Below are 23,231 nucleotides of genomic sequence, written 5' to 3' on the forward strand. Positions count from 1 at the left end.
GCGCTCTTGATACATTGTTTGTTTGAGAAACATATTTTATTAATAATTATCTAACAACTATTTGTTATATATCATATTTATAACTAAAAAGTAAAAAGCCCCGGCTAGCGAGGCTTTGGATTCAAATTGCGTAGAACTATTTTTTTAAACTTAAGAGCTTCAAATTGGACAAAAAATACCAAAAGAACCCCAGTAGAAATGCCAACTTAAGTAAAAAAATAAGAGAAAACATAACAGTGTCAGTTTCAAAATATAAATAATCTGAAACTCTCAACTGCATTATTTTTCCTTCTGTCAGTGCAGTAAAAATATCAATCGACAACCACGGAATGAAAAACAATGATAGAACAAACCATAGCCAATTTACTTTCTTTAATGATTTCATATCGCTCCTACTGACTTTCACAACCGCAATCTTGAGAGTTATTATTTGAATTTCTATTAAATAAATCCACCCATGAATCAACACCAGATCCCGCTACAAACGTCAAGGCCACTTCGTTTCTTGCATTGGAATAGTCACCTGCATTTTTAATTTTCTTAGCTCTCGTCTTTCTAGATGTTTTACTGTTAGCTCTCCATGACTTTGCTTTTTTCAATTTGTTATAGGTTACTAAAGACATCCGTCCAGCGTTCAATAACCCAAATGCGACACCAGAGTTTTGCCCATTTGAGTATGATGATGAGCAGTAGTTTACACTATTAATATCTTGCCAATTTCTGAAGTGCTTAGTTGCATTCATAGAAATAGCATCTCCAAAACCAGCATAAAAATTTACTGTACTTTGATCAGGACTCCAGCCGCCTGTAACCCAATAAATACTTCCCCATACATCATCCATACCATAAAGCCCATAAGGGTCATAATACATAATGGGGTTTCCGTACACATAATTATATGTGTTAACACCATCGTATAATCCTAAAGGATCAGACTGGATGTAGCGTCCCAATTCAGGATCGTAATCCCTAAAGTAGTTGTAAAATAGGCCTGTTTCAGAATCTGCATATTGCCCTGGAAAACGAGCGGTAAACGTATCAGGTAAATTATCAAGTGTTACATCAATGCTACCAAACGGAGTGTAGTTAGCTTTCCACATCGTTGTACCTTGTTGGTCCGTGAGCGCAAGTGGAGCATCTAAGTGGTTAGTATGAACATAATAAATTTGGTCTGTAATAAAAGCGATCCGTTGGCCATTTACATAGATGTATTCCACAAGCGTGTTGCCAGAAGCATCTAATTCAGCCAGTAACAAACCCGATAAATCATAATGGTAGTGTCTAATTTGTGAGTCAGTTTGTTTCTTAACTCGCTGACCTAAGTAGTTATAGGTGTAATTATAGTTACTGCCAGCGACGGTCGCTTTCGTTAGCCTTCCTGCATTATTATAGGCGTACGTTGCATTACCATCGGTCAACGTGTTACCTGTCTTATCATAAGTTCTTGCAACTCCATCAACACTCTTCAATACCCCGTTTTCATAAACGTAAGGCGTATCTATATCTGAAACTGTTTTACTCGTCCGGTTTCCGATTGAGTCATAAGAAAATGCTCGCTGGTCGTAGCTTCCGGTTGCTGACGTGAGTCTGCTAGCGGCGTCATAAGCGTAGGTTTGTGAAGTTGTCGGAGCTAGTAATTCATCTATGGTTGAAATGTTGTTAATTGCATCATAAGTGTAATTTGAATCATAAATGCCTGTAACAGCTTTACGCGTCATTTTGTAGGTTGTATCAAACTCTTGTGTAAGCTGTAATGCATTTCCGTAATCAAGCCCAGTAAGAGGCCCAAATGGTAAGTAAGTGATATTAGATGCAAGAGTTTGCGTAACGTCATCTTTGGTTGTTGTAACTGTTGAGATGTTTCCAATTTCATCGTAGCTATAGGTAACTACGCGACCACTAGGATAGGCAATACTCGTTAGGTTACCAGCATTGTTATATGTATAGCTTGTGCTTATTTTTGTACTTGTCCCTGTAGGAGTAAACTCAAGTTTAGTTACTTCTCCATACGCATTATAGTAGTACTCTCGGATACCAGATTGGTCAGTTACTTTGCTTAATCGACCGATTGCAAAACGTACTTCAGTTGCATCATCGTATTCCAAAGTCACATTTTCTGTTGCATCTGGGTAACTAATCAGTGTGACACGGTTTAATGCATCATAGGTGTACGTTGTTTTAACGTTACGCGCATCTTGTTGCCATTTTAGATTGCCAGCTTCATCATAGCCATAAGTCGTTGTGCCTGTATCTGGGCTGATGCGTTTTACTACTTCGCCGAAACCGTTGTATTCAAACTGCGTCGTTCGCCCTAGAGCATCAGTTATTTCTGTAGGCTGGCCTGTTTTAGCATATTTGAAACTCGTACTGTGAGACAGTTGATCAGTGTTAGAGGTTGGCCTATTAAAACTATCATATTTAAATGACATACTACTGTTAGACGGGTCGATAATCTCTGTAATATCATCGTTTAAGTTGTATTTATATTGCCACGGTTGATTAGCCCCCGAAGTCACTTGTTTGACTCTATCCAATGCATCATATGTTTTGGATAGCGAAAATATCGTCTCTCCGTTTCCTTGAATGTAACGTTTTGCAATATTACCCCTACTATCTCTTTCAAAAGAAATTGTATTGTTTTGATTGTCACGGATTGAAATCAGGTGTTCATGTGAATCGTAAGCGTAATTAATGGTTTGATTGCCATTTGAAACGGATAATAAATTACCATCACTGTTATAAGTATATAGATTAGTGCGGTTGCCAGTACTACCTGATGTAATACTTCCGTTTGCGTTATAGTTCAATAGCGTGGTGACACCATTAGGATCGGTTATCTTGGTAGCTAACCCTTGCGAATTATAATCTGTATACGAAGTGGAATGCGAAAGTGGGTTTATAATTTTTGAAATGTGATTGCTGGCATCGTATTCAAATGAGGTGTTGTCGGCAACATCAGTGCGTGGACCATCGATACTACTTATTAAATTACTCTGTGTTGAATAAGCATAAACTTGTTTTCTATTAAGAGCCCCATGAGTAAGCCCGATACTTTGTATTTGTCCATTATCGGTATATTCATAGGTTTGTATTAAACCATTAGGTAATTCTACGCTTTTTAATCTGTGATCAGGGTTTCTATAGGCAGTGTAATATTTGTATGATGTTTTTTGTTCCTGTAGTGTGCCAGCATTTTTAGTTATACTTGAGAGAAGCTTATAACCATCATAGTTATAAACTGTTTTATTTCCGTGACTATCAGTGATACTTGATAATTTATTAAACCATGTATATTCGTAATGTTTTGTTTCTACGCCACTAGTTGAGTCACACGTTCCACCAGAGCTGCTAATTAAACGCTCATTTAAGTACGTTAGTATGGTATTAACTCCACTATCACTGGTTACGGTAACCTTATTATCACCGTACACAATCGTCCCTGAGTCTCCTTTAGTACTTGTAGCAGAAATAGCGCGTCCAAGCGTATCATAAGTCCAAGAAGCGATATGTTCACCATTTTGCTTTTTAAGGTTAGTGAGTGCGTATGGGTACTGCTCATTGTTGTATTCTAAAGTTCGGCTTGTTCCACCGTCGGCATGATAAGATATTAAGTTGTGAAGGTCATCGTACTCTAATTTAATTTCTGTATTATCAGGCAGCATAATACTGCTTAGTACTTGGTCGCTATAAATGAATTTAGCAACACCATGTAAGGAGTGTTCCACCTCAGAAACTTTGCCGTTTGTTCCATATCTAACATAGTGCATCTCGCCACTAGGGTGGAAGACAGTATGCAGTACACCACCTTGGCTAAACTGATATTTTATATTGTTTGCTGTTATGTAGTCCCAGCCTGCATTGGTTTTCTTTAACTGTTCGCCATTTGGCGCTCTTTCATTACCATTTCGAAACGTGACTGTTTTATTATTGCCTTTATATATATCAATAAAATCATCGTCTTTAATGATGAGTTTCAATTGATATTGATGATACCATTGGTAGTTACCAATTTTGGCGTTGTCGTTTATATACGCTAACTTCGTCCAAACTTGATATTTTGGGGTTGTGTATCCGTGAGGTTGATACACTTTAGTCCAGCCCTCCATTTTATTTAGCTTTTCAGCTTGCTTGCGTTTTTCTTGTAATACTTGATGCTTGGTCCTTGCATCATTTTGAGAGCTGTAGGTGAAATCTAAATTCAAAGGAAAACGACCCGGAAAGTTTAAGTTGGATTGTAGAAATTCTATTTTTTCACCGGTGCGCGCATTGATAGGGTTTAGGACTTTTTCAACACATTGAGTATTATCAAAATGATCCATTGCAGGTTTACACTGTCCGTACTCTGGATCAAAGGGTTGCCCTGTAGGGCAATAAGTAGCGCAGTATGTATTAGTTATATAGCCCTCAGAATCACGTTCAATTTCAGGCTCAAATGGGTAGTTACATTGAAGAGGGGCTGCACACATCAGCCCCTCTGGTGTATCAATTTTAACTGTATGGTGTTCAAAAGGTGCAGCGGCGGGGCACGTCATTATAGCATTAACGGTGTAGTTTGTTCGAGCCTTAGAGCCTATCCTGTCGGAGTAACCCCATAGTATACAACCTTGTGGACGCTCTATTTTACATGTTCTCCCCCTAGGGTAAATTACGCCACCAAAACCTGTATTACCGAAACCTGGGCAATCATAGTAATCAGTCTCATCAACATAACTATAATTATCTCTTTCATTTAAGTACTTAATAATACCACTTTGAAAATCTGCGAGCATGCGATCATACAACTCACATTGGTCTAACCCTTTATAGCTATCTTCTTTTTCTAGCATAAATGGTGGTGCCCATAAAGGGAACTTGAGTTCATAAGATTCAGGTGTAATCGGTCGTCTTAAATTTCTTGCGTCGGGAATAGTTTGTGCGTTGAGAGAAAGCACAGCAAATAAAAGTATAGTTAAGGTAGCTGGCTTAAACATAAAATTAACTCCATTTTGTTCCATTGCAAAGTGCTTTAATTCATATTTTTGCATCAATCTAATAAAAGCGATGTTATTTTCTAAAGGATGAAAGAAATGATAAAAAGGGGAGGAGGAACTATGTCCTTTGTCTACATTCCTTGTAAATCCAAATATGATTTCAACAAAATTACCAATTAAAGCATAGTTTTGCAATAAAGAGTTCGTAGCCTATCTTCAATTAATCTTACCCCGACATTAAAACTAGAGCATCACTCACCAGTTGAAAGCTTATGGATTGAAATAATATTTGTACTCCATTACTACATCTGTTCATACTCGGTGAAATATGAACAATATGAAATTTTTACGGGAAGATCATTTGCTGTCTTAAGCGATTATTTTTTAACCCTGATAAACTTATACCCATTTTTGTTTTTCATTGTTATTTTTTCTCTAACTGTAAAAGAGGTTATAAACCCACTAAGTCCTGTTCGCAGGGCGTATAGCACCATGTTCATTTTTCTTGCTGATTATATTCATATCTATTTAACACGAATTACTTTATCCATTGCTGTGGCAGCATTAACTTACTTACTAGAGATTACACTAACTATCTTTTGAATATCATTTGGCCAGTTCTAGGTCATTAAACTGGCCAAATAATGACTGCTCGGATTGTGATTCCGGTTGTCGCGAGTTCAAGTCTCGTCAGTCGCCCCACTTCTTCTTAAAAATTCCTTTTTAAAAATTCAAAAACTTAACATCTAGCTAATTAAAATGCATGTATTTTGCAAGTCACTTTCCTTCGTTTCTAATTAAATCCGTTAATACACCATAAGTTTTTCTCGAGCGTTCACTTTTACAACCTAACGCCAACCTCATTAGCATTATAAAGATTCATACCTTAAGCATAGAACAAGAATATTTGCTCATTGTCTATTAGCTGCTTTTAACAAATTAAAGGTGTTTAGCATACTAGAGCGCACACACATGACGACACTAGAAAACATTATTTTAAGCAATAAAAAACGCGACTTAAGTCGCGTTTTTTAATTTGATTAATTTTGAAAAACTAAGCAGTTGCGGTTTCTAAACCTGGTGCAGCCATAGTAACTGACTCTTCAAATGTTGCCCATTCCCAAGCTGATTCAGTCGCCATCAACTTACGAAGTAGCTTATTATTCAGATCATGGCCTGATTTATACGCAGTTACCTTACCAAGTAAGTTATGACCTGTCATAAACAAATCACCAACACAATCTAAAATCTTGTGTTTTACAAACTCATCAGGGTAGCGTAATCCATCTGGGTTAAGTACTTTAAAGTCATCAAGTACAACTGCATTATCCATGCTGCCGCCAAGTGCTAAATTGTTAGCGTGCATGTATTCAATATCACGCATAAAGCCAAATGTACGCGCTCGGCTAATTTGCTCGATAAAGTTCTTAGCTGTGATGTCTAACCCAATACGTTGGCGACTTTCGTTAATTGCTGGGTGGTTAAACGCAATTTCAAAGTCGATATGAAAACCATCATATGGTTCAATCTCAGCCCACTTATCGCCGTCTTCAACACGCACCGTTTCGGTAATGCGAATAAAACGTTTAGCTGCATTTTGCTCTTCGATGCAAGCCTTTTGGATAAGGTAAATAAACGGTAATGAACTACCATCCATAATTGGCACTTCAGGGCTATCTAATTCAACAATCAGATTGTCCAAGCCTAATGCTGCAATTGCAGCAATTAAATGCTCAGTAGTCGATAAGCGAACGCCATCTTTATTGATTAAGCATGTACATAATTGAGTATCGCCCACGGCCTCAGGTGTTGTTTCAAAATCAACAACAGGATCAAGGTCTACCCGGCGAAATACAATACCCGTATTCGCACTAGCAGGTCGGAGAGTGATAGAAACCTTTTCACCCTTATGTAATCCAACACCTACGGCACTGACTTTTTCAGTTATGGTACGCTGCTTAATCATAGGCTATCCACTTATTCGTTAAAATCGGCCGGCTATCTTACCACAGATAAGACCAGCTTGCCAAATTATGGTTGTTTTTTAAACAATCTTATTAATCAGCTTGATTACGTAAGAAAGTTGGTACGTCAAAATAATCTGCTTTGTCTTGCTTTTTGTCTAATGGCGCGCTTTCTTTGACTTCGTTTTGAACACTTGGTTCAACCGTCTCAGGCGTTTCTACACTGCCCGACTGTGCAAAACTTGGTACAAACACACCTGGTGTTGCAGTTGCGTTGCTCGGAGCGCTTGTTGCTTGCGCTGTATCAGAACCAGACACTTTTTTGATATCCGCACCCACAATACCAAACTGTGGTTTGCGTTCACCGCCAAGGCCAGTCGCAACAACAGTCACACGTAACTCTTCAGACATATCAGGGTCGATAACCGCACCTACAACAACCGTTGCATTTTCTGATGCTAGTGCCTTAACGTGGTTACCAACTGTTTCAAATTCTTCAATCGCAATGTCCATACCCGCGGTAATATTAACAAGAATGCCTTTCGCACCTGTTAAATCAACGTCTTCAAGTAACGGGCTAGAAATTGCTGCTTCTGCAGCTTCTTGTGCACGATCAGGACCTTTCGCTGACGCTGTGCCCATCATTGCGGTTCCCATTGCAGACATAACTGTACGTACGTCGGCGAAATCCACATTGATCAGACCTGAGCGAGTAATTAACTCAGCGATACCTTGTACAGCACCAAATAACACATCATTCGCTTTAGCGAATGCATCTAATAATGTCGTACCTTTGCCTAAAACTTTAAGCAATTTATTGTTAGGAATTGTAATAAGCGAATCAACGTGTTGAGACAACTCATTAATGCCATCTTCTGCTGCCGATGCACGCTTTTTACCTTCAAATTCAAAAGGTCGTGTTACTACTGCAACAGTTAAAATGCCCATTTCTTTAGCGATACGCGCCACAACAGGTGCAGCACCCGTACCTGTACCACCGCCCATACCAGCAGCAATAAAGATCATATCTGCGCCTTCAAGGCTGTTACGAATCGTTTCTGCATCTTCTTCAGCAGAATCACGACCCACTTCAGGGTTTGCACCAGCACCTAAACCTTGCGTAATTTGCGTACCTAGCTGCACTGTTACATCAGCTGATGACTTACGCAGTGCTTGCGCATCGGTATTGGCCGCAATAAATTTTACGCCTTCAATTTGCTTTTTAACCATGTGCTCAACAGCGTTACCACCGCCACCGCCGACACCGATTACTTTAATTACGGCTTCTTCACCGTGCTGTTCCATTAAATCAAACATGTTTAACTCTCCGACTAACTACCTTATGAAAATTCACAAGGCAAAAGCTTAAAACTCCCCTTGAAACCATTTTGTTAAACGGTTCCACCAATTTCCATTACCAGATTCTGTGGTGCGGCTGCTCTGGCTATGCTGCATAGTTCGACCATACTGCAACAACCCAACTGACGTTGCGAACGACGGATCATTCACATAATCAGTAAGTCCAGCTATCCCTACTGGTTGACCAACGCGCACTGGCATTTGGAAAATTTCTTCTGCTACTTCAACAACACCTTGCATCTTGGCGGTACCGCCTGTCAGCACAATGCCTGCAGCTATTTGTTCTTCTAAACCTGAGCGACGAATCTCTTTCATCGCCAACTCAAAAATCTCTCTCATGCGCGGCTCAACAACTTCAGAAAGTGTATGGCGCGACATAATGCGTGCAGGTCTACCACCTACACTTGGTACTTCAATACTGTCTTCTTGACTTGCTAAGCGACTTAGTGCGCTGGCATATTGTACTTTAATTGCTTCAGCATGCGAGATAGGCGTGCGAAATATTTTCGCAATATCGCCAGTTACTTGATTTCCCGCAACTGGTAGCACCGCCGAGTGGCGCAAAGAGCCTTGCGTGTATATGGTAATATCCATAGTGCCACCACCAATATCAACCACTGCAACACCAAGCTCACGCTCATCTTCGGTCAAAACTGAATCGCCCGACGCCAGCGCCGAGAAAATAAATTGGTCAACACGTAGGCCACAGCGCTCAACACATTTTTCAATGTTTTTAGCCATATCGTTTGAACACGTAATAATATGTGCTCGCGCTTCCATACGTACGCCACTCATACCGAGTGGATTACGAATGCCTTCTTGCATATCAACGGTGTATTCTTGTGGTAACGCGTGCAACATCTTGCGTTCAGCTGAAATAGGAACTGATTTAGCGATATGAATAACATTATCGATGTCGTCATGGGTGATTTCAGCGTTGTTAATCGCCACTACACCATTTTCATTTTGACACTGAATATGTTTTCCAGATATGCCTAGGTAAACCGAGCTAATGCGACAATCCGCCATTAATTCAGCTTCATCTAACGCGCGCTGAATCGACTCAGACACTAAATTAAGATCGTTAACACCACCTTTATCCATGCCTTTCGCGTTTTGACTGCCAACGCCTACAATGCTCAGCTGATTATCAGGTGTTACCTCACCGACAACAGCAACAACTTTAGACGTTCCTACGTCTAAGCCGATAATGAGATTACGTTCAACTGCCTTGGTCATACCCTAGTTATACCTTATTATTTTTAGTTTGCTCTTGCACTGGCTGAAGCCAGCTCACAGCTAATCCCGTATCATACCTTAAATCTATCGACTCTACCTCTTTATCCGACGAGTTTTTTATCTCCGGATATAAATCGATAAACCGCTGCACTCTAAGCGCAATATCTTTGCGTCCTAGATTTAATTTAACACCGCTATTGAGCCATAATTTCCAGGAAAAACGCTCAGACAGTGCAAGGCTGCTTAACCCGATCTCATGTAGCGCTAATAACTCTTTAAATGTTTTAAAAGTTCTCCACGCTTCATTTTCACTGCCTTCAGGCCCATACAACATAGGTAACTTGTTAAAAAACTGCTCTGCCGGTGCCTGAAAGATGTCGCCATGGGTATTTAACAGTAAATCTTGATTCCAAATTGCCACAGCCTGATGCTCAGTAACATAAACACGTAGTGTGTCTGGCCACTGTTTGCGTACCGATACACTAGCTACCCAAGGCAATTCCAGCAATTTCTCTTGCACTTGGTTTACATCTACATCAAAAAACGTTTTAACTTTTAATGACTTAATCTTATCAACAATTGCCTGTTCACTTGTATATACAGGGTCGCCATGTACCAATACTTTGCTCAACTTACTATTTTGTTCCGTTGCTAAGTAATCAGTTAAGGCATTCACCCCTTGCCACGTAATAAACAAGGTCAAAACAAAAAAACTTACTCCCATTAGCAAAGACCAATTAGTTGCAGCAACTAATCGCTTTGTTAAATTTGCTAATGTAAGTAGTGTTTCTTTCATTTACAGTGTCGAATCTAAAATTTCTAAAACTAACTGAGCAAAATCTCTACCTGAGTCTTTTGCAGCCATAGGTACCAATGACTTTTCTGTCATGCCCGGTACAGTATTCACTTCCAACAAATAGAATTCACCGCTTTGGTCACGCATCGCGTCCACTCGCCCCCAATCTTTAGCACCAACAAGCGCAAATGCCTGCGTTGCGATCATTTGTAAATATGCAGTATCGGCGTTTGATAAATCAGCTGGGCAATGATAACTCGTAGTAGATGACTTATATTTCGCCTCGTAGTCATAAAAACCACGTGGTGTTTTCATTTCAATCACCGATAGCGGCTGGTTGTTAAGCATGCTAACGGTATATTCGGTGCCTGTGATCCACTGCTCAAGCAATACTTCATCATCAAATTTGAAGGCATTTTCAAGCGCACTTTTTAACTCTTCACTCGTGCTTGCTTTAGCCATACCGATACTCGAACCTTCATGGCTAGGCTTAACCATTACCGCGCCAAATTCGTTAATAATCGATTCAATACTAAAGCCTTCACCTTTTTTAACCGTGGTAAATTTAGCGGTTGGTAAGTTGCTGGCAACAAATAACTGTTTACAACGTACTTTATCCATAGCTAACGCACTGCCTAACACGCCGCTACCGGTATATGGCAAGCCCATAAATTCAAGTGCACCTTGAATCGTACCATCTTCACCGCCACGGCCATGCAACGCGATAAACACGCGATCGATTCCTAATGTTTTAAGCTCAGCAAGCTCTCGTTCTTTTGGATCAAATGCAATCGCATCAACACCATTGGTAATCAGGGCGTTTAATATGGCACTTCCCGAATTGAGTGACACCTCACGCTCAGCCGAATTACCACCTAATAAAACGGCGACTTTACCATACTGCTTTTGGCTCATTGTGCTACCTGCTTTAGCTTAGTTACTTTCATTTCTGTTTCAGCAATTTGTTTTACCAATTGACCTATATTGCCCGCACCTTGCGTTAACACTAAGTCATTGTCTTTTACCGCGTCAGCCAATGCTGTGAATAACTCATTCGGCGTGGCGATATATCTAGGCTCTTTACCACGTTGTCTTAAGCTGCGACATAAACTCTTGCTGTCTGCACCAACGATAGGTTCTTCACTAGCTGCGTATACTTCCAACAACAATAATTCGTCTACCTGACTTAACACATCTACAAATTCTTCATAAAGGTCACGCGTGCGCGTAAAGCGATGGGGTTGATACGCCATTACTAAACGCTTATCAGGCCAACCTTGCTTTGCCGCTTTAATTGTTGCGGCGACTTCAGATGGGTGATGACCATAATCATCTACCAACATCACGTTGCCCACTTCGTTATTGAACTCGCCATAATGTTGAAAACGACGACCAATACCTTCAAATTCTTTTAGTGCTGCTTTTATTGCGCTTTCACTTACGCCTTCCTCAAACGCTACCGCAATTGCCGCTGTTGCATTTAAGGCATTGTGCTTGCCCGGTAAATTCAGGGTGATCGCAAGTGTTTCACCATTTGGCAACACAACTTCAAAGGCACTGCAGCTAGCTGATTGTGAGAAGTTAATGAGACGGTAATCTGCATCTTGCGATTCACCATAAGACACGTATTTACGGCTAAAGCGCGGTAATAACTCGCGAACCACTGAGTCGTCTATACAAGCTACGGCTAACCCATAAAACGGGAGGTTATGGATAAATTCAATATAGGTGTCTTTCATATTTTCAAAGTCACCTTGATACGTATCCATATGATCCGCTTCAATATTTGTGATAATGCTGATCATTGGGCTCAAGTGTAAAAAGCTTGCATCACTTTCATCTGCTTCAGCAATAAGGTATTGACCGCTGCCTAACTTTGCATTGGTACCCGCACTATTTAATAAGCCACCAATCACAAAGGTGGGATCAAGTTCGGCTTTGGCAAAAATACTTGCTACTAAACTCGTCGTTGTGGTTTTACCATGCGTACCAGCAACTGCAATACCCTGCCTAAAGCGCATTAACTCCGCCAGCATTTCCGCACGGCGTACAATTGGAATGTGTTTTTCTTTCGCGCAAATGATTTCAGGGTTACTTTCATCAATGGCACTTGAAACAACTACCACGTCTGCTTGCTCAACATTTTCTTCTCGGTGCCCGATAAAAACGTTCGCGCCCGCTTTACTCAAACGTTCTGTCATTGCGCCTTTGTTTATATCTGAGCCGGTAATTTGATAGCCTAAATGTAATAGTACTTCTGCAATTCCGCCCATACCTGCACCACCAATACCAATAAAGTGGATAGTGTTGATTCGTCTCATTGCAGGTAAATTATCTTTTTTCAATGTTCTACTCTTACTTACTAAATTCGATACATAAATTTGCAACATCGCGTGTTGCATCTAATTTGGCTGCCGCTTTTGCTTTTTCAGCCATTTTTAATACCCGTGACTTATCTTGAACATAGGGTTTTAACAAGGCGACTAGGTCGTCTTGCGTCATATCTTTTTGCTGAATGAGTAACGCAGCTTGTTGCGCCACAAGGTAATTGGCGTTTGCAGTTTGATGGTCATCTACGGCGTACGGAAATGGTACAAACACGGCCATTTTTCCCGCGGCAGCAACTTCGCTTACCGTTAACGCGCCAGCGCGACACACAACAATATCGGCCCACGCATAAGCTTTATCCATATCATGAATAAATTCGTTCACCTGCGCGTTAAGCGCCATTTTTTCATAACGTTTGGTTACTTCCGCCAAGTGACCTTTACCGGTTTGATGGAAAATAGCCAATTTACTTTCTTGCGCCAGCGTTTTAAACACATTTGGTAATTGGTCGTTAAATACTTTTGCACCTAATGAGCCGCCAACCACCAAAATATTGCAGCATTCGCTGTCCTTCTCTACTTGAGCTGTTGCAACACTGCTGCGAACCGGATTACCGATAATTTTGCATTTTGCGCTATCAAATGCCGAAGGAAACGCCGCCATCACTTGATTTGCAATTTTGGCAAGCAACTTATTACTAAGCCCAGCAACCGCATTTTGCTCATGAATTAGCACCGGAATGCCTAGTAACTTTGCCGCTACACCAGCAGGTCCGGTTACATACCCCCCCATGCCAAGCAATACATTTGGCTTTTCTTGTTTCATCACTTTACGTGCTTGCAATATCGCTTTAACCACCATAAAAGGTGCTTTTAGCAAACGCATAATGCCATTTCCACGCACTCCTTTGACATCAATGTAGCGAATATCAATACCGTGACGCGGTACAACATCCGCTTCCATTCGGTCGGAGGTGCCTAACCACATTACTTGCCAACCTTGCTCTTGCAGATAATTTGCTACGGCGATCCCGGGGAAAATATGCCCCCCTGTGCCACCAGCGACAATCATTATTTTCTTACTCATGATTTTCGCCCTCTTACAGTGGCTTGTTTCGTCGCCATTTTCACCTCAAAATCAACACGCAATAAAATGCCGGCTGCAACCGTCATTACTAATAAACTTGAACCACCATACGATACAAAAGGCAAAGTCAAGCCTTTGGTAGGTAAAATACCCGCACTCGCCCCAACGTTAACCATACTTTGAAAGGCAAACCAAATTGCGATACCTAGCGCCAAATAACCTTCGTAGTCTTTACCTGCTTTAAGGGCATTAAAGCCAATATTTAGCGCTCTAAAAATCAGCACAAATAACACAGTTAAAACACTTAATACGCCGATAAATCCGGTCTCTTCGGCTAAAATCGCAAAAATAAAGTCGGTGTGCGCTTCAGGCAGATATTGTAGTTTTTGCACACTATTACCCAACCCTTGGCCAAACCAATCACCACGGCTATATGCCATTAACGACTGAACCAATTGATAACCCTTGCCAAACGGGTCATCCCAAGGATCCATAAAACCTGTAATACGTGCGCGACGATAAGGAGAACTGGCGATCAGCAACACTACGAGGCCAACACCTGCCATCATCAAAGCAAAGAATTGCCACAAACGTGCGCCCGCTAAGAACAGCAAGCCCACAGTTGTAACAAACATTACTACTACCGTACCTAAGTCGGGCTGCATCAAAATCAAAAACGCATAAACCGTAAAAACAGCCAACGGTTTAATAAAGCCTTTTAAGTTTTCTTGCACTTCAGATTTTTTGCGAACCAAGTAGCCAGCGAGATAACAAAAGAAAAATAACTTTGCAACTTCAGATACTTGAATATTAATCGGCCCTAAACCAATCCAGCGCGTTGAACCGTTTACTTCACGACCGATAACCAGTACCGCGATTAACATAGGCACACCCGCCAGCAAGAGCGGTAAATTGGCCTTTTTCCAAAAACTCATCGGTAAACTAGTTGAGATCATCAACAAACTCATACTCAACACTAAATACACCACATGGCGAATGGTGAAATGGAAGGGGTTATCAAACATACGAATTGCAGTTGGCATCGACGCGCTGGTTACCATAATAAAACCAACACCAACCAAAATAACCATGCAATAAATAAGTGGAATATCGTAAAGTGTATTTGAGCGCACATGAAATTGCGCTTTTAAAAACTCAAGCACCTTCATGATTTCACCGCCTTATTAACCAGCTCAACAAATACATCGCCGCGATGTTCAAAGCTGTTAAACATATCAAAACTCGCGCACGCCGGCGCAAGCAATACGATATCGTCCGAAACAGCGATGGCCTTCGCCTGTAATACGGCATCTTCAAGTGAATTTGTCTGAATTGCGCTTTCACATAACGCTGCAATCTGAGCTTTATCTTTACCAAACGTAATAAGCTGTTTAACGGTCGTTTCAATATCAACTTTTAACGGTGAAAAATCGGCACCTTTGCCAACACCACCCGCTAATAAAATTATATTTTTACCTTTAGCTAAGCTTGTTAATGCAGCTTGAGTTGCACCAACATTCGTCGCTTTGGAATCATTAACATAAAGTACGCCGTTATCTTCACATACTAACTGGCAGCGATGAGCAAGCCCTGAAAACTGATTAAACGCCGTTTTAAACACATCAACTGGCAGTTTAAGATTTTCTAACAGCGCCATAACTGCGAGTGCGTTTAACTGGTTGTGTAATCCAATCACTTTTAGCTCGTCAGTACTCAACATTTGTTTGCCGTATACATTAAAGTATTGCTGCGAAATCGTGTAATCACCTTGTTGCGCACCAAAACTAACACCTGGCGTTTGCTCACAATGAGTTAATGCATCATCAAAATTAACAACCACATGTTTACTGTGTAAATGAATGCGCTGTTTAGCGTGAGCATAATCACCAAGGCTGTCGTAACGATCCATATGGTCTTCACTAATGTTTAGCACGCAACTTGCTTCGCACACTAACGAATGCGTTGTCTCTAATTGGAAGCTCGATAGCTCCAATACATAGCAATCGTAATCTTGGTCAATAACATCCAGTACCGGTGTACCAATGTTGCCCGCAAGCGCCACTTTATAACCCGCTTGCTTTAATACATCGCGCGTTAGTGTAACCACAGACGACTTGCCATTAGAGCCTGTTACCGCATACACAGCTTTGGTATTGATCCGAGCAAATAGCTCTACATCGCCAATCACTTCTACACCACGGGTTATTGCATCTTGTATATACATGTTAAAAAGCGCAATACCTGGGCTAATAACGATTAAATCAACGTTTTTAAACAACGTATCATTAAGGGCACCAAAATGTGTATCTGTTGCAAGCTGTGTAGCGATATCAGCGTTAGGTGGCATATCACGACTATCCACAACGCTAAACGCAATATTTTTACGAGCGAAAAAACGCATTGTGCTCAGACCAGATACACCCAGCCCAAGCACAATAATTTTTTTGTTTTTAAGTTCGTCTAAATAATTCATTTATCTCAGCTTTAATGTTGCTAATCCGGCTAAAACCAAGACCACCGAAATAATCCAAAAACGCACAATAACGCGTGGCTCTGGCCAACCTTTTAATTCATAGTGATGGTGTATGGGTGCCATGCGAAATATACGTTGGCCGCGTAACTTGTATGAACCCACCTGTAAAATAACCGATAGTGCTTCCATTACAAAAACACCACCCATAATCACGAGTACCAATTCTTGTCGCACTAATACCGCGATAATGCCAAGTGCACCACCTAGCGCAAGTGAACCTACATCGCCCATAAATACTTGCGCAGGATATGTGTTAAACCATAAGAAACCTAAACCCGCCCCCACAATCGCAGTACACAGAACAACAAGTTCACTCGCCTCAGGGATATAAGGAATATGCAGGTAGTTGGCAAAATTAACGTTACTGGTTACGTACGCAATAAATGCAAATGCGCCCGCAACTAAAATCGTAGGTACAATAGCTAGTCCGTCTAATCCATCGGTTAAGTTAACGGCGTTTGATGTACCAACAATTACAAAGTAAGCCATTACAATGTAAAACAAGCCAAGCTGTGGCATTACTTCTTTAAAGAAAGGCACAACAAGCGCAGTTTCTTGTGGTAACGCAGCACTGTAAAACAAAAATGCCCCGGCAGTTAAGGCGATTACTGACTGCCAAAAGTATTTCCAACGCGCAATCAGGCCGTCAGTGTTTTTGCGTACCACTTTACGGTAGTCATCAATAAAACCCACAACACCAAGTGAGCCGATAACAAATAATGTGACTAATACATAACGGTTGCTTAAATCAGCCCATAACAATGTACTGGCAAAAATAGAACCTAAAATCAAAATGCCACCCATTGTTGGCGTGCCTGATTTAGATAAATGCGATTCTGGACCGTCATCACGTACAGTTTGGCCAATTTGCATTAGCTGTAAACGACGAATCAATTTTGGACCAAAATAAAGCGACAGCATAAGTGCGGTTAACACACCTAAAATAGAGCGAAACGTTAAGTACGAAAAAACGTTAAAGCCTGAGTAAAATTGTGTTAAATATTCAGCCAACCACATTAACATGACTGTTCACCTTTCTTATTATTGAGCTCGTCTACAAGTAGTTCCATTCGAGAACTACGCGAACCCTTTATCAAAATTGTTGTACGTTCATTGCCGCTAGCTGCATCGTTAAGTAACGCCTGCTTTAACGCATCGACAAGTTTTTCGCGGGTTGAGAAGTGGCGGCCAGGTTGTTCAAACACATCACTCGCCGATTGACTAAGCACACCTAATGTATATACATGATCTATGCCTTTGTCTCTGGCGTATTCGCCTACTTCTTGGTGATAGACACGTGCATCTTCACCAAGTTCAGCCATATCACCTAAAACCAGTATTTTTTTGCCGTTAATACCGCTTAATAGGTCAATTGCTGCACGAACCGAGCCTGGATTAGCATTGTAGCTATCATCGATAAGAGTCAGTTTTTGCGAGACCTCAATAATATTCACGCGCCCTTTTACCTGCGGCATATTACTTAAGCCAGATGCGACTTGTTTTAAACTAACGCCCAGCGGAAGTACCAGCGCTGAAGCAACTAAGCTGTTAGTGACATTGTGTGAACCAGGGATCGGCAAATCAACTCGCACCGCTTCACCTTTATAAACAAGGTCAAAGCTTGCACGACCAAAATCATCTAATATTATGTTTTCAGCCCAAATATCTTTGTGCTGTATTGCTGAGAACTGAGTTACCTGTTTGTCTTCAAGGCGTGCTAACCAATAGTCAATAAATTCGCTATCGGCATTAACCACTGCCACACCGTTTTCAGGTAAGCCTAAGAAAATTTCGCCTTTTGCACGCGCTACACCAAATAGGTCGCCAAAACCTTCTAAATGCGCTTCCGCCACATTGGTAATCGCCGCTACATGTGGTTTTACTAAATCAGTGGTATAGGCAATTTCACCTAAATGATTTGCACCCAGTTCAATCACCGCATACTGGTGCTTTTCTTCTAATCGCAACAGCGTAAGAGGTACACCAATATCGTTATTAAAATTACCATCGGTCGCCAGTACTTCACCGAGCTGCGATAAAATCGCCGCGGTCATTTCTTTTACTGTGGTTTTACCTACACTTCCCGTCATCGCGACAGTTTTAGGGCTTACTTTAGCCATCACAGCTGCGCCTAACTTACCTAATGCAAGACGAGAGTTTTCAACGATAAACTGAGGGATATCGACATCTTGCTCTACTTCAACAATCAGCGCTTTAGCACCTAATTCTTGTGCTGTTTGGGCGAATTTATGGCCATCAAAGTTTGGTCCTTTAAGTGCTAAAAACACTTCGCCTGCTTGTAACTTTCTTGAATCGGTTACAATTGTTGAAAATGCTTCATTTTCGCCGCGGTATGACACACCTAAGACGTCTGCAATCCAGTTTAGATCAGCCGTAATCATGCGCTTTCCCCTTTTAAAATCTGCTGTGCAGCTAAGCTGTCACTAAAGTGCAGCGTGTTAGTGCTTATTATTTGGTAGTCTTCGTGGCCTTTGCCAGCAATTAAAATAATGCCATCAGCAGAGGTGGTGGCAATCGCATGCGCGATAGCTTGGTAGCGATCATGCTCAACCACAGCTCGTTCAGCAGCTGCAAATCCAGCTAAAATGTCTGCGGTAATTGCTTCTTCATCCTCTGTACGCGGATTATCGTTAGTAACAATTACTTTATTTGCATACTTTTCAGCTATTTGCGCCATTAGTGGGCGTTTACCTTTGTCTCTGTCACCACCACAGCCAAACACACACGTGATATTGCTGCCAACATGTTCCGACAATGCAATCAATGCTTGTTCAAGGGCATCTGGTGTATGGGCGTAATCGACAATACAGGTAGGTTTATTATCTGCGCTGAAAGCTTGCATTCTTCCGACTACCGCATCTAATTGGGCAATTTTATCAATTAACCAATTAAAGTCATATGTTAAATTCAGTAATGTCGCGAGTGCAGCGGTTAAGTTATATAAATTAAACTTACCAAACAAAGGTACGGTAACTTTTTGACTTCCCCAGCTTGAGCGAATATCACAACATAAGCCTTGTTTTGAATACTTTGCATTATCAAATGATACAAATGGATAGCTAATATCGGTTGGCAGGTTTTCACCAAATAGAACTGGGTTAGGAATACGATCTTCTGCGAGCCATTGCTTTACTTGTGCATCGTCAAAATTAACGACATTACATTTCGTAGAGAAATTTGTTAGTAATGATAATTTTGCCTCGCCATAAGCGAGCATAGTGCCATGATAATCAAGATGGTCACGACTTAAATTAGTAAACACCGCAATATCAAATGCACTATGCGCCACGCGCTGTTGCACTAAACCATGAGACGATACTTCCATTGCCACTAATTCATAATCGCGCATTTGCCAAAATAAATCTTGTAGGTCAATGGCTGAAGGTGTGGTGTTTGCAAGTGGCGTAAGCTTTTCGGTTTGACCCCAGCCGAGAGTACCAATAACACCTGTTTTAGCATCGTCTGCGCTGGCGAGGTTTGCGATCATGCTCGTTACGGTAGATTTACCATTAGTACCTGTAACACCAACTAACTTAAATTGTGTACTCGGCTCGCCGTAAAAAGCACTCGCAAAAAGGCTCAGCTTATTCGCTAAGCCATCAATAACCTGTACATTCGCTAGATTTGGTTGATATTGACACTCGCTATCAACAAGCACTAGCGCAGCACCTGCCGCCAAAGCGTTATCGATAAAGCGTGAACCATCGAGTTGATGACCTTTAATCGCAATAAACGCAGTACCGGGCGCTATGGCCCGGCTGTCTAAAGTCAGTTTATGTGTTTCTATGCCGCAGCTAGGTTCACCTATTGCGAGCAATGCGCGATCAATAGGTAACATAGTCCTGCCGTTGAGTTAGTTGCGCAACTGCCTCAAGATCCGGTGCAACATTTAAAATTCGCAGCGATCCAGACATAATTTCAGAAAATGCTGGGCCGGCAACATCACCACCATAATAAACGTCACCGCCAGGTTCATTAATCATCACAACAACCGCTAAACGCGGGTCAGATACTGGGGCAATTCCAGCAAAGTAACCTACATATTCATCACCATAGCCGCCAAATGCTGCTTTTTTCGACGTACCAGTTTTAGCTCCAACGCGATAGCCATCAAGCTTTACACGCCTAGCAGTTCCGCCACGTTCAAACACGCTTTCCATCATTTCAAGCACCGCATACGCATTTCGCTGTTCAAACACGCGGTCGCCATGCACTTCGCCTTCTTGTTTTAAAATCGTCAGAGGACGGTTAATGCCACCGGAACCGATAGCTGCATAGGCACGCGCCATTTGCGCGGTACTTACTGAAATTCGGTAACCATATGCTAATGTTGCCACCTCAAAATCAGACCAACGACCATGCGGTGTAAATAAGCCATCGCTTTCACCAACCATACCCGTGCCAGTTTCCTCGCCAAAACCTAAACGTTGGAAGAAACCAATAAAGTCTTGTTTAGGCATAGTTTGTGCTATTTTCGATACACCCACATTTGACGATTTTTGTAAAATTGTACGCAGATCCATTGAGCCATTGTTCTTACCATCGGTAACAATACTGCCGCCAACACGCATCCACCCTTTTGTATTAATCACGGTATCAAAATCGATGGTGCCATACTCTAGTCCAGCTAAAACCGAAATAGGCTTTAACGTTGAGCCAGGCTCAAATAAGTCAGTAATTGCGCGGTTACGGCGTTTATGCGGCGCCGCATCTTTTAAATTATTTGGATTGAATGACGGGCTATTCACCATAGCTAGCACTTCGCCAGTCGTCACATCAACAACCATAGCGCTACCCGACGTTGCTTTATAACTCAGAACTGCTGATTTTAAAGAACGGTAAGCCAGTGATTGAATGCGCTGATCAATGCTCAATTGGATATTTTCAGGTTCAATACGCGCACGCTCGTCAAGAATTTCTATTTCTCGACCTTGCGCGTCTTTACGAATGGTACGTTTACCCGCTTCTCCGGTTAACGCTTCATTGTAAAGTTTTTCAATACCTTCGATGCCTTCGCCATCGATATTAGTAAAGCCAAGTACGTGCGCAGTGACTTCACCCGCTGGGTAAAAGCGTTTTGATTCGTCGAGTAGGTAAATTCCAGGCAGTTTTAATTCTGAAATATAGAGTGCTACCGGTGGAGTTACCTGACGCTTTAAATACACAAAGCGGCGGGTGTTATCGCTTGTTAGTTTTCCATCAATTAACGGCTTTTGCAGGCGTAATACTTCAGCGAGATCCTGCCAGCGCGAATCGCTGTTATAGATTTCAATTTTTTCTTTTGCAACACGTGCGGGATCATCATCTAATGCTTTGACCGCTTGTTTAATATCGAGCTGATTTTCTCTCGCATGCTTGCGCGCAAGACTATAAACCTTGGCTGTTAAGGCCTTATCAAGTTGTTTTGGGTCACCGTATACACTTACAACCGGTACGCTAATTGCCAGTTCGTTACCATGGCGATCTAAAATTAAACCACGCTGTACATTAACCTTTTCCACGCGTACCGTGCGTTTATCATTTTCAGACACGGCAAAATCAGGTTCGATAACCTGAATATAAGCGGCGCGTGCAACCAGTGTTGCAAATACGGCAAAAATCGTGGCACATACCAATAAGTATCGCCAGCGAATTAAGCTGCCTTGTTTTGGTTTAGTAGTATGTCGTTTCATGGTAATACCACCAGCTTTTCATCCTTGCGTTCTGGTCGTTTCATATTAAGTTTTTTCTTGGCGATATCTTCCACTCGAGCATGCTGTGCGTAGAATTCACTTTCTACAACTAAATAGCCCCATGCCAAATCTAATTCATCTTTTTGTTGTAACAACGTGTCTTGTTTGATCACTTCCGCGCGTGACGCATCGGTAACCATCACTACGGCAAATGCCGAAGCAAAAATAGAAAAAAGCAGCCCCAAAGTGACTTTCTCCCTAAAAAGTCCCTTAGTGATCTCGATAAACAGGTTTGGCTGACGTGTATTATTTTTACTAGCCACTACAACCTCTTAGCGATCCTAAGTACGGAGCTGCGCGCACGGCTATTGCGAGCTATTTCTTGCTCGCTCGGTTTAATAGCCTTACCTATCGCTTTTAACGTTAGGTTTTGTTTTAACTGTTCATCAGTAAGCGGAAGGCCTCGCGGTACTGCTTCGCCTTTGCTTTGCTTTTTAATAAATTGCTTAACAATGCGATCTTCGAGCGAATGGAACGAAATTACCGCTAAACGGCCATCTTGCTTAAGTACATCAAGCGAACCTTGTAATGCAGTGGTGATTTCTTCAAGCTCACTGTTGATATAAATTCGAATTGCTTGAAACGTACGGGTTGCTGGATGCTTGTGCTTATCTTTTACTGGTACTGCTTCATCAACTAACTTTGCTAATTGCTTAGTCGTTGTGATTGGATGCTCATCGCGCGTTTCAATAATTTTGGTCGCAATTCGGCGACCGAATTTTTCTTCACCATATTTCTTAATCACGAAAGTGATGTCTTCCAGCTCCGCTTCTGCCAACCACTGCGCTGCACTGCGGCCAGAACTAGGGTCCATACGCATATCCAGTGGACCATCGTGCATAAAGCTAAAACCACGGTCTGCTTCATCAAGCTGCGGGCTAGAAACACCAATATCTAGCAAAATACCATCAACCTGATTTAACAAATTAAGGTTTTCAGCAACCTGACGGATATTTGAAAAGCGATCATGCACAATCTGAAAGCGCGCATCATCGGCAAACTTTTTCGCCGCTTCAATTGCCGTTGGGTCGCGATCTATCGCAACTAGTCGTCCTTGCTCACCTAGGCGTTTTAAAATTTCACCCGAATGGCCGCCACGACCAAAGGTACCATCGATGTAAATACCGTTTGGCTTAATATCTAAAGCCTCGATCGTTTCGTCGAGTAACACGGAGATATGCTGTTGGCTTTGAGACATAGGGC

The 23,231-nt window shown here is 41.6% G+C and carries 16 protein-coding genes; all 16 read right to left on the reverse strand.

The window, feature by feature from the left end:
* Positions 1-392: 392 nt before the first annotated feature.
* Positions 393-5,165, reverse strand: a complete 4,773-nt coding sequence (locus tag AN214_RS06165) for an RHS repeat domain-containing protein (protein ID WP_152960726.1) — start codon at positions 5,163-5,165, stop codon at positions 393-395.
* Positions 5,166-6,024: 859 nt separating this feature from the next.
* Positions 6,025-6,936 carry a UDP-3-O-acyl-N-acetylglucosamine deacetylase gene (gene lpxC, locus AN214_RS06170; RefSeq protein ID WP_054978915.1) on the reverse strand — a complete coding sequence of 304 codons (912 nt, stop codon included), beginning with the start codon at positions 6,934-6,936 and terminating at the stop codon, positions 6,025-6,027.
* A gap of 91 nt (positions 6,937-7,027) precedes the next feature.
* Complete coding sequence (ftsZ, locus tag AN214_RS06175; RefSeq protein ID WP_054978916.1) at positions 7,028-8,251, reverse strand: cell division protein FtsZ; 1,224 nt, start codon at positions 8,249-8,251, stop codon at positions 7,028-7,030.
* 48 nt (positions 8,252-8,299) lie between these two features.
* Entirely contained in the window at positions 8,300-9,532 is a 1,233-nt protein-coding gene (gene ftsA / locus AN214_RS06180) for a cell division protein FtsA (protein WP_010561164.1), read from the reverse strand.
* Positions 9,533-9,539: 7 nt separating this feature from the next.
* Positions 9,540-10,328, reverse strand: a complete 789-nt coding sequence (locus tag AN214_RS06185; protein ID WP_054978917.1) for a cell division protein FtsQ/DivIB — start codon at positions 10,326-10,328, stop codon at positions 9,540-9,542.
* Positions 10,329-11,243, reverse strand: a complete 915-nt coding sequence (locus AN214_RS06190; protein WP_054978918.1) for a D-alanine--D-alanine ligase — start codon at positions 11,241-11,243, stop codon at positions 10,329-10,331. It abuts the gene before it with no gap.
* On the reverse strand, positions 11,240-12,649 hold the full coding sequence (murC, locus tag AN214_RS06195) for a UDP-N-acetylmuramate--L-alanine ligase (RefSeq protein ID WP_235576717.1): 1,410 nt from the start codon (positions 12,647-12,649) through the stop codon (positions 11,240-11,242). The genes AN214_RS06190 and murC overlap by 4 nt, the downstream gene beginning before the upstream one ends.
* A gap of 34 nt (positions 12,650-12,683) precedes the next feature.
* The gene (murG, locus tag AN214_RS06200) at positions 12,684-13,742 is read right to left on the reverse strand and encodes an undecaprenyldiphospho-muramoylpentapeptide beta-N-acetylglucosaminyltransferase (RefSeq protein WP_054978919.1); all 1,059 of its coding nucleotides are present in this window, start codon (positions 13,740-13,742) and stop codon (positions 12,684-12,686) included.
* The gene (ftsW, locus tag AN214_RS06205; protein WP_054978920.1) at positions 13,739-14,911 is read right to left on the reverse strand and encodes a cell division protein FtsW; all 1,173 of its coding nucleotides are present in this window, start codon (positions 14,909-14,911) and stop codon (positions 13,739-13,741) included. The genes murG and ftsW overlap by 4 nt, the downstream gene beginning before the upstream one ends.
* Positions 14,908-16,215 carry a UDP-N-acetylmuramoyl-L-alanine--D-glutamate ligase gene (gene murD / locus AN214_RS06210; protein ID WP_054978921.1) on the reverse strand — a complete coding sequence of 436 codons (1,308 nt, stop codon included), beginning with the start codon at positions 16,213-16,215 and terminating at the stop codon, positions 14,908-14,910. The genes ftsW and murD overlap by 4 nt, the downstream gene beginning before the upstream one ends.
* Positions 16,216-17,298, reverse strand: coding sequence for a phospho-N-acetylmuramoyl-pentapeptide-transferase (gene mraY, locus AN214_RS06215; protein WP_010561171.1), 1,083 nt, complete (start codon positions 17,296-17,298; stop codon positions 16,216-16,218).
* Entirely contained in the window at positions 17,292-18,677 is a 1,386-nt protein-coding gene (gene murF, locus AN214_RS06220) for a UDP-N-acetylmuramoyl-tripeptide--D-alanyl-D-alanine ligase (protein WP_054978922.1), read from the reverse strand. Before murF ends, mraY begins: the two co-directional genes overlap by 7 nt.
* On the reverse strand, positions 18,674-20,134 hold the full coding sequence (locus tag AN214_RS06225; RefSeq protein WP_054978923.1) for a UDP-N-acetylmuramoyl-L-alanyl-D-glutamate--2,6-diaminopimelate ligase: 1,461 nt from the start codon (positions 20,132-20,134) through the stop codon (positions 18,674-18,676). Before AN214_RS06225 ends, murF begins: the two co-directional genes overlap by 4 nt.
* A complete protein-coding gene (locus AN214_RS06230; protein WP_054978924.1) occupies positions 20,121-21,968 on the reverse strand; it encodes a penicillin-binding protein 2 in 1,848 nt (615 codons plus the stop codon). Before AN214_RS06230 ends, AN214_RS06225 begins: the two co-directional genes overlap by 14 nt.
* The gene (gene ftsL / locus AN214_RS06235) at positions 21,965-22,291 is read right to left on the reverse strand and encodes a cell division protein FtsL (protein ID WP_054978925.1); all 327 of its coding nucleotides are present in this window, start codon (positions 22,289-22,291) and stop codon (positions 21,965-21,967) included. The genes AN214_RS06230 and ftsL overlap by 4 nt, the downstream gene beginning before the upstream one ends.
* The gene (gene rsmH, locus AN214_RS06240) at positions 22,291-23,226 is read right to left on the reverse strand and encodes a 16S rRNA (cytosine(1402)-N(4))-methyltransferase RsmH (RefSeq protein WP_054978926.1); all 936 of its coding nucleotides are present in this window, start codon (positions 23,224-23,226) and stop codon (positions 22,291-22,293) included. The genes ftsL and rsmH overlap by 1 nt, the downstream gene beginning before the upstream one ends.
* Positions 23,227-23,231 lie beyond the last annotated feature (5 nt).

Origin of the sequence: Pseudoalteromonas sp. P1-9 (genome assembly GCF_001399975.1) — a bacterium.
Taxonomy (GTDB): Bacteria; Pseudomonadota; Gammaproteobacteria; order Enterobacterales; family Alteromonadaceae; genus Pseudoalteromonas.

What these genes read in the sequence shown, in the direction of transcription:
- lpxC (WP_054978915.1), bottom strand. Translation starts at nt 6,936, where the DNA reads ATGATTAAGCAGCGTACCATAACTGAAAAAGTCAGTGCCGTAGGTGTT.
- ftsZ (WP_054978916.1), bottom strand. Translation starts at nt 8,251, where the DNA reads ATGTTTGATTTAATGGAACAGCACGGTGAAGAAGCCGTAATTAAAGTA.
- ftsA (WP_010561164.1), bottom strand. Translation starts at nt 9,532, where the DNA reads ATGACCAAGGCAGTTGAACGTAATCTCATTATCGGCTTAGACGTAGGA.
- AN214_RS06185 (WP_054978917.1), bottom strand. Translation starts at nt 10,328, where the DNA reads ATGAAAGAAACACTACTTACATTAGCAAATTTAACAAAGCGATTAGTT.
- AN214_RS06190 (WP_054978918.1), bottom strand. Translation starts at nt 11,243, where the DNA reads ATGAGCCAAAAGCAGTATGGTAAAGTCGCCGTTTTATTAGGTGGTAAT.
- murC (WP_235576717.1), bottom strand. Translation starts at nt 12,649, where the DNA reads ATGAGACGAATCAACACTATCCACTTTATTGGTATTGGTGGTGCAGGT.
- murG (WP_054978919.1), bottom strand. Translation starts at nt 13,742, where the DNA reads ATGAGTAAGAAAATAATGATTGTCGCTGGTGGCACAGGGGGGCATATT.
- ftsW (WP_054978920.1), bottom strand. Translation starts at nt 14,911, where the DNA reads ATGAAGGTGCTTGAGTTTTTAAAAGCGCAATTTCATGTGCGCTCAAAT.
- murD (WP_054978921.1), bottom strand. Translation starts at nt 16,215, where the DNA reads ATGAATTATTTAGACGAACTTAAAAACAAAAAAATTATTGTGCTTGGG.
- mraY (WP_010561171.1), bottom strand. Translation starts at nt 17,298, where the DNA reads ATGTTAATGTGGTTGGCTGAATATTTAACACAATTTTACTCAGGCTTT.
- murF (WP_054978922.1), bottom strand. Translation starts at nt 18,677, where the DNA reads ATGATTACGGCTGATCTAAACTGGATTGCAGACGTCTTAGGTGTGTCA.
- AN214_RS06225 (WP_054978923.1), bottom strand. Translation starts at nt 20,134, where the DNA reads ATGTTACCTATTGATCGCGCATTGCTCGCAATAGGTGAACCTAGCTGC.
- AN214_RS06230 (WP_054978924.1), bottom strand. Translation starts at nt 21,968, where the DNA reads ATGAAACGACATACTACTAAACCAAAACAAGGCAGCTTAATTCGCTGG.
- rsmH (WP_054978926.1), bottom strand. Translation starts at nt 23,226, where the DNA reads ATGTCTCAAAGCCAACAGCATATCTCCGTGTTACTCGACGAAACGATC.